1 protein-coding gene and 1 pseudogene are annotated in these 1,500 nt (G+C 43.1%); both read left to right on the top strand.

Annotated features, from left to right (window positions below; translation table 11 throughout):
* Positions 1 to 376: 376 nt before the first annotated feature.
* Entirely contained in the window at positions 377 to 718 is a 342-nt protein-coding gene (gene atpB, locus ACFIKY_RS08935; RefSeq protein WP_375621879.1) for a F0F1 ATP synthase subunit A, read from the top strand.
* Positions 719 to 897: 179 nt separating this feature from the next.
* Positions 898 to 1,437, top strand: a pseudogene (locus tag ACFIKY_RS08930) (cytochrome c oxidase subunit 3).
* Positions 1,438 to 1,500 lie beyond the last annotated feature (63 nt).

Genomic DNA, 1,500 nt, shown 5'->3' with positions numbered 1-1,500 from the left:
CTCATAAGCAAGCCCCCAATAGCTACTGACAACTAAAATGAACGAAAATCTGTTTACCCTATTCGCAACTCCAATAATCCTAAATCAACCTGCCACAATCCCCATCATTATATTTCCCATATTATTAATCCCAACGTCCAAACATCTCATTAACAACCGACTAATCACTATCCAACGCAACCTAGTACTATTCACTCTAAAACAAATAATAATAACCCATAATGCTAAGGGGCGAACCTGATCTCTAATACTAATATCCCTAATTACCTTTATTACCACAACTAACCTTCTGGGACTCCTACCCCATTCATTTACACCCACCACCCAACTATCCATAAACCTCGCTATAGCAATCCCCTTATGAGCTGCCACAGTAATCACAGGCCTTCGCTTTAAAACCAAAAGCTCCCTAGCTCACCTCCTACCACAAGGCACACCAACATTACTCATCCCCATACTAGTAATAATCGAAACCATTAGCCTGGTCATCCAACCAGTAGCCCTAGCCGTACGCTTAACTGCTAACATTACGGCTGGTCACCTGCTAATACACCTAGTTGGAAACGCAACACTAACACTACTAACTATCAGCCCCCCCGCTACTTCACTGATCTTCACACTCCTGACACTACTCACCATCCTAGAAATCGCAGTTGCTCTAATCCAAGCCTACGTTTTCACACTTCTAGTTAGCCTTTATTTACACAACAACACCTAATGGCCCACCAATCCCATGCTTACCACATAGTCAAACCCAGCCCCTGACCACTAGCAGGGGCTCTATCAGCCCTTCTAACAACATCCGGCTTAGCCATATGATTTCACTTCTATTCCACCACTCTATTAACACTAGGTCTACTAACCACAACACTAACCCTTCACCAATGATGACGCGATATCGTACGAGAAAGCACTTATCAAGGACATCACACGACACCCGTTCAAAAAAACCTTCGATATGGCATAGTCCTATTCATTATCTCAGAAGTCTTCTTCTTTACCGGGTTCTTCTGAGCATTCTACCACTCAAGCCTAGCCCCAACCCCTTATTTAGGGGGCCACTGGCCACCAACAGGTATTACCCCATTAAATCCCTTAGAAGTACCCCTTCTAAATACCTCTGTATTATTAGCATCAGGAGTAACAATTACCTGAACTCACCACAGCCTTATAAACAACAATCGAAAACAAACAACCCAGGCTCTACTCATCACAATTCTACTAGGCATCTATTTCACCTTACTACAAATTTCAGAGTACTTTGAAGCACCCTTCACCATTTCCGACGGTATTTATGGCTCAACATTCTTTATCGCTACGGGTTTCCATGGACTCCACGTCATCATTGGATCCACTTTCCTCCTTATCTGTCTCATCCGCCAACTATTATATCACTTCACACCAAACCACCACTTCGGCTTTGAAGCTGCCGCTTGATATTGACACTTTGTAGATGTTGTATGATTACTCCTCTACATCTCTATTTACTGATGAGGATCC

The organism is Bartonella sp. CR127HXZ (assembly GCF_042194555.1).
GTDB classification, from domain to species: domain Bacteria; phylum Pseudomonadota; class Alphaproteobacteria; order Rhizobiales; family Rhizobiaceae; genus Bartonella; species Bartonella grahamii.
This window is presented reverse-complemented; position numbering and strand designations above follow the sequence as displayed.